Genomic DNA, 4,886 nt, shown 5'->3' with positions numbered 1-4,886 from the left:
GTGTTCCAGAACGGCATTGGCCATCAGGGTGCCGGCCAGGGTCTTGCTCAACGAGCCGATCTCGTAGAGGGTCGCATCGGTTGGAGGGCCAGGCTTGCCGGTTTCCATGTCGCCGCGATGACGGACGAATTCCTCGCCCCGGTACACGACGCCGATCGAGGTCGAATGAAGTAGCGGCCGCTGGATCAGCGTCGCGGCAACTTCGTCGATCTCCGCCCCGAGATCCTTCGTTGCGGCCCTCTCGCTGGCGCAGCCTGCCGCCAACAACGCCGCGGATACGACCACGCTGCCGAGCCATCGCCTGTTTCGAACGGTCATCGGATTCGCATGCATGCGTAGGCGCTTGAAGGGAGGTGGGAAAAGGGCTCTTAAGATACCCGATGGCAGGGGCTCGATTGCCGATGGATGCCGAGCCTCGCCCCGGGTCGAGCTCCCCTGCCCGGTGCACGCCCGTCGCTGAACGCTGCCAGCATCTCCACGCAATCTCCATCGCCCCTCCATGCTCCCTCCAAAGGACGGCAGATACTGGCAGCGATCAGGGGAAATGCCTCCATCGATCCCCTGCCCCATCCTCGATCTGCCCAGGTCCCCATGAAGCCCCCACACGATCCGGCCGTCGCAGCCGGCAGCATCGGCCAGCAGAATGCGGCCGCCACCCTGAAAGCCATCCTGCGCACCTACCCCTGGCAGCTCACCGGCACCTTTTCGCTGGTGGCGCTGGAGAATGCGCTGCTGCTGGCCTATCCGCTGTTCGCCGGCTTCGCGGTGGACGCGATCATCCGTGGCAACGTCGGCCATGCCATTTCCTACGCCGGCGTGGTGCTGCTGTTCTGGCTGGTAGGCGCCGCCCGCCGTGCGGTCGATACACGCACCTTCACCCGTATCTACGCCGATCTGGCCGTAAACGTGGTGCAGGCGCAGCGGCGCCTTGGCCAGGCCACCTCCACCTCGGCGGCGCGGGTGGTACTGGCCCGCGAGTTCGTCGACTTCTTCGAGAAGCACGTGCCGATCATCGCCACTGCGCTCGTTTCCATGTTCGGCGCGGCGGCGATGCTGCTGGCAATCGAACCCCTGGTGGGGGCCGCCAGCCTCATCGCCCTGCTCGGTGCGCTGGTGTTGCTGCCCTCGTTCGCTCGCCGCAACGAGCAGTTGCACGGCCGCCTGAACAACCGGCTGGAGCATGAAATCCGGCTGGTCGACCGGGTCGGCCCGTCGGTACTGCGCCGCCACTACCGCACCCTGTCGCGACTGCGCATCCTGCTGTCCGATCGCGAGGCTGGTGCCTTCGTGGTGGTCGGCGCGGCTGCTGCGGTGCTGTTTGCCTTGACCATCGGCCGCCTCGCCATGACCGATGGCGTGACCCCTGGCCACGTCTATGCGGTGATGACCTACCTGTGGACCTTTGTCGGCAGCCTGGACGATGCACCGTCGATGGTCGACCAGCTGGCAAGGCTGAAGGACATCGGCCGCCGGGTGAGCCCGGGAATGGAGGATGCGGAGAACAACGTCCACCCCGGGCCATGAGCCACCGCAGCTGTCTAGGCGATTGTCTCCATTGCTGCGGGCAGAGCGACAACCGAGCCGCCCAGCACTTGCCAGACACCGGCCGTCTTCCCCCAGAAGCGGCAGTACCTGAAGCGGCCAGAGAAGGCTGCGCCATCGAAGGTTCCGGCCAGGGCCGCAGTGGTGAGTGCAACAGCGGTTTGATCATGCAGGGCAATCTCCACCGATTGCCATTCGGCCATGCTCAGCTTCTGGCGCCCTGAACGATGCAGGGCCAGATCATCCTGCTTGCCAAACACTTCGCCCGAAGGCCCCACAAAGATCAGGGCATCTGCAATCAGGCCATCCAGCGCGGCCACGTCGCTGGTGAGCATCGCGATGCGCAGCGCTTCTTCGAGCTGCCGTATTTCAGTGTCCATGCCGGCTCCATGGTAGTTGGGCGATTGCTGCGTCAGTGACAACCTGCCATCACTGCCGATGGGCTTCGGGCGCCAGGGTATGGATCACCCTGCCCTGCGCGTCCAGGAACTCGATGGCCCCGTAGCCTTCCGGCGTTACGGTCAGGCGCAGCCTGGCGCGGTCCTGTTGATCGTTCAGCGCGATGGCAGGGGTGCCATCGGCAGCCACCGCCATCTCGATGCGTGTTGGCGTCTGCACCCCCGGAATCAGGCGATTGTCCAGCCGCGGCTCGCGAATCAGCGGCGGCGCCTGGTTGATCGAGAACCGAACGTCGCCGTCGGGCGACACGCGCCAGCCAATTGCATCCATGGCCGGGTGGTCAAGCGCCAGTACGGCCATGCCGCCCTCGACGTCTGCGGTTCCAAAGCCACCGCGCTCGCTCCCCTTGTGGTCGTACAGCACAATGCCCGCCACATTGAAGGCTCGCTTGTACTGGATGCCATCGATGATGGGCGGTGGCGTCTGGCCCGAGAGCGTCATCCGGATCACCCCGTTCTCATCGACGATATCGATCCGCCGCGCCGTGATGCGTTCTTTGTCCGGAGCATCCACGCGGGTCTGCGGCGAGGTGCTGACGATCAGCTTCTGCAGCTGCTCGACCGAGGGGCGTTTGGGGCTGGTGGTTTCCGCCGCCAGGGCGGCCATGGAGAAAGAAGAAAGCGCGACGGCGGTTGCAATGCAGTGTGYTCGATTCATGGATTCTCCCAAGGCCAGGAATGATTCAGGCGCGGATACGGGACTACGCCGGCCATGTCAGCCACGCGCCCGGCTCGACGACCTGCACGGCCACGGCACGGTCACCGGCTGCCTTGCGAAGCCGCCCGAGCGGGTCGTCCACTTCCGCATAGTTGTCCATTCCGCTGATGCCATAGTGAATGGGCACCAGCGTGCGTGCGCCGAGGATTGCCGCCGCTGCCACCGCCTGCTCCGGCGTCAGTACGCCAGGCTGGCCACTTACGGGCTCGCGCCAGCCGAACGTGGCGCCATTGATGGGGAGGAAGGCCGCATCGAACGGTCCGAACTGGCGCCCGATATGCCACCAATGGCCGTGCCATTGGGTGTCGCCGCCATGGAAGATGCGTCGGCCGCCCGCTGTTACCACCCAGGAAACCTGCGTATCGCCGTAGCCGTCCGATGCCGGTACCGGCGTCGCAGTGAAGTCGCCCAGCAGTTGGGGCTCCCACAGCGCGCTCGGCCGTGCACGTGCGGCTGCGGGTAGCGGCATGGGCTGCAGGCCGGCTGGATATGCGAGTGTTCCCCCTTTGCTGAGCGCCGCCGCAACCGCATCTGCATCGAAGTGATCGGAGTGGGTGTGGGTGACCAGCACGTGGCTTTCGCCCAGCACATCGTTCACCGGCACCAGCCGGTCCGGCAACGCCTTGCCCCACGTTGCGGGATTCACCAGCGGATCAATCAGCAGCGTGCTCTCCGGCAACTGCAGCCGCACCCCGGCCCACGCCAATCGCTGGGCGCGCAGGCTGCGCATCGCCGCTGGTGGCGCAGCGGCACCAGCAGGGACCAGCGCAGCAGCGGCCACACCGGCGCAACGGGCAAGGAAGCGTCTGCGACTGCCCAGCGCCGGTGCGTTGACGGAATCGTGTTTCATGCGGCCTGCTCCCTTGCTGCCAGCGCAGCATCCAGGGAGAAGATCGACTGCGCGACGATCGCCGTGAGATTGTGTCCATGCCATTCTCGTTCGAATGCCGTCGGCGTTACCCCCGACGCGATGCAATCCTCCAGTCTGATGGCTGCCATCAGCGCCGTGGTTTCCGTCGGCGCGGTTCGCAGCCGGATATCCACGACGATCTCCTGCATCCGCTGCAGGTAGTGGAGTGCATTGCCCAGCACCGCCGCATCGAAGACCCCGATATGCCCGCCGACCACCCTGCTGCGCCCGAACTGCTGGATACGGCCGATGGCGGCGCGCTGCAGCGCCGGGTCCGACCGGGAGAGATAGACGATGTTGCCGACGATGTTGTCGCCCACGCAGACCAGATCGGCACTCGGCACATCCACGCTCATGTGGTCCATCGTCTTGCCGGGGTTGTACAGGAAGCGCAGCTGGTGGCGCCCCCAGCGCATGGCGAGATTGTCGAACACGATATCGGGATCGCGGTAGCGTGATGCCACCGGTTGGTTCTGCGAAAGAAAGGCATGCCGGTGATGGCGGTGCGCCAGGGTCAGCGCCTCCGGAAACAGCGTCATGCCACAGATGTGGTCGCTCATGAAATGGGTGGCGGCAACCAGTCGTACCCTCTTGCCCATCTGCCCGTGCAGTACGTCCCGCAACCAGGCGGCATCCTCCTCGCTGCCCAACGCGTCCACCAGCAGCACCTGGTCTCCGTTGACGAAGGCGGTAGCGACCGATTCAACCTGGTCACCGACGAACATCAGCACATCTGGGGCAAGCTCCTGAATTCGCACGGCGGGCTTTCCGGGTGGGAGGATCGGCATCATCACCAGCTCATGCGGCACCCGGCAAACGAGTAGTTCTACGCTTCGCGTTAGAAAAATTCATGCGCTACGATGACAGGGCCCCTGCTTTGGATGGTGCCCGTGAAACCCCGCCCCACTGCCCCACTGAATGCGCTGCGCACGTTCGAAGCGGCTGCCCGCCACCTCAGCTTCAATCAGGCGGCGCGCGAACTGTTCGTCACCCCGGCTGCGGTCAGCCATCAGGTCAAACACCTCGAGGCCTATCTGGGCGTAAGCCTGTTCCAGCGCAATCACCGCGCCGTGGCGCTCACATCAGACGGCGCGGCGCTGGCAACAACGGTCGGCGATCTACTTGGGCAGCTGGACCTGGCGTTGGAGCGCGCCAGGACGCGCGCACCACACGAACTGCGGGTGACAACCATGGAGTCGTTCGCCGCGAAATGGCTGGCCCCAAAGCTGCATCGCTTTCACCATGCGCACCCCAATGT

6 protein-coding genes and 1 pseudogene are annotated in these 4,886 nt (G+C 65.2%); 2 read left to right on the top strand and 5 right to left on the bottom strand.

The window, feature by feature from the left end:
- Positions 1-318, bottom strand: a pseudogene (locus AC1VAN_RS11375) (serine hydrolase); the annotation flags it as partial.
- 273 nt (positions 319-591) lie between these two features.
- Here AC1VAN_RS11375 and AC1VAN_RS11370 point away from each other — a divergent pair.
- Positions 592-1,524, top strand: coding sequence for an ABC transporter six-transmembrane domain-containing protein (locus AC1VAN_RS11370; RefSeq protein WP_442251100.1), 933 nt, complete (start codon positions 592-594; stop codon positions 1,522-1,524).
- Between the two features lie 14 nt (positions 1,525-1,538).
- On the opposite strand, the gene AC1VAN_RS11365 is transcribed toward AC1VAN_RS11370, so the two are convergent.
- The 4 genes from AC1VAN_RS11365 to AC1VAN_RS11350 are packed head-to-tail and all read right to left on the bottom strand — an operon-like array spanning position 1,539 to position 4,419.
- Positions 1,539-1,922, bottom strand: coding sequence for a nuclear transport factor 2 family protein (locus AC1VAN_RS11365; protein WP_033831124.1), 384 nt, complete (start codon positions 1,920-1,922; stop codon positions 1,539-1,541).
- Positions 1,923-1,971: 49 nt separating this feature from the next.
- Positions 1,972-2,658 carry a hypothetical protein gene (locus tag AC1VAN_RS11360; RefSeq protein WP_480985828.1) on the bottom strand — a complete coding sequence of 229 codons (687 nt, stop codon included), beginning with the start codon at positions 2,656-2,658 and terminating at the stop codon, positions 1,972-1,974.
- Positions 2,659-2,701: 43 nt separating this feature from the next.
- Positions 2,702-3,568 (bottom strand): MBL fold metallo-hydrolase, encoded by an 867-nt coding sequence (locus tag AC1VAN_RS11355; protein ID WP_442251098.1) that lies wholly within the window; start codon positions 3,566-3,568, stop codon positions 2,702-2,704.
- Positions 3,565-4,419, bottom strand: a complete 855-nt coding sequence (locus tag AC1VAN_RS11350) for an MBL fold metallo-hydrolase (RefSeq protein WP_025874531.1) — start codon at positions 4,417-4,419, stop codon at positions 3,565-3,567. Before AC1VAN_RS11350 ends, AC1VAN_RS11355 begins: the two co-directional genes overlap by 4 nt.
- A gap of 99 nt (positions 4,420-4,518) precedes the next feature.
- On the opposite strand from AC1VAN_RS11350, the gene AC1VAN_RS11345 reads away from it, so the two are divergent.
- The coding region (locus AC1VAN_RS11345; RefSeq protein ID WP_480985827.1) for a LysR family transcriptional regulator at positions 4,519-4,886 on the top strand (368 nt) is incomplete at its 3' end.

The organism is Stenotrophomonas sp. 05L44_2, assembly GCF_056665995.1.
This window is presented reverse-complemented; position numbering and strand designations above follow the sequence as displayed.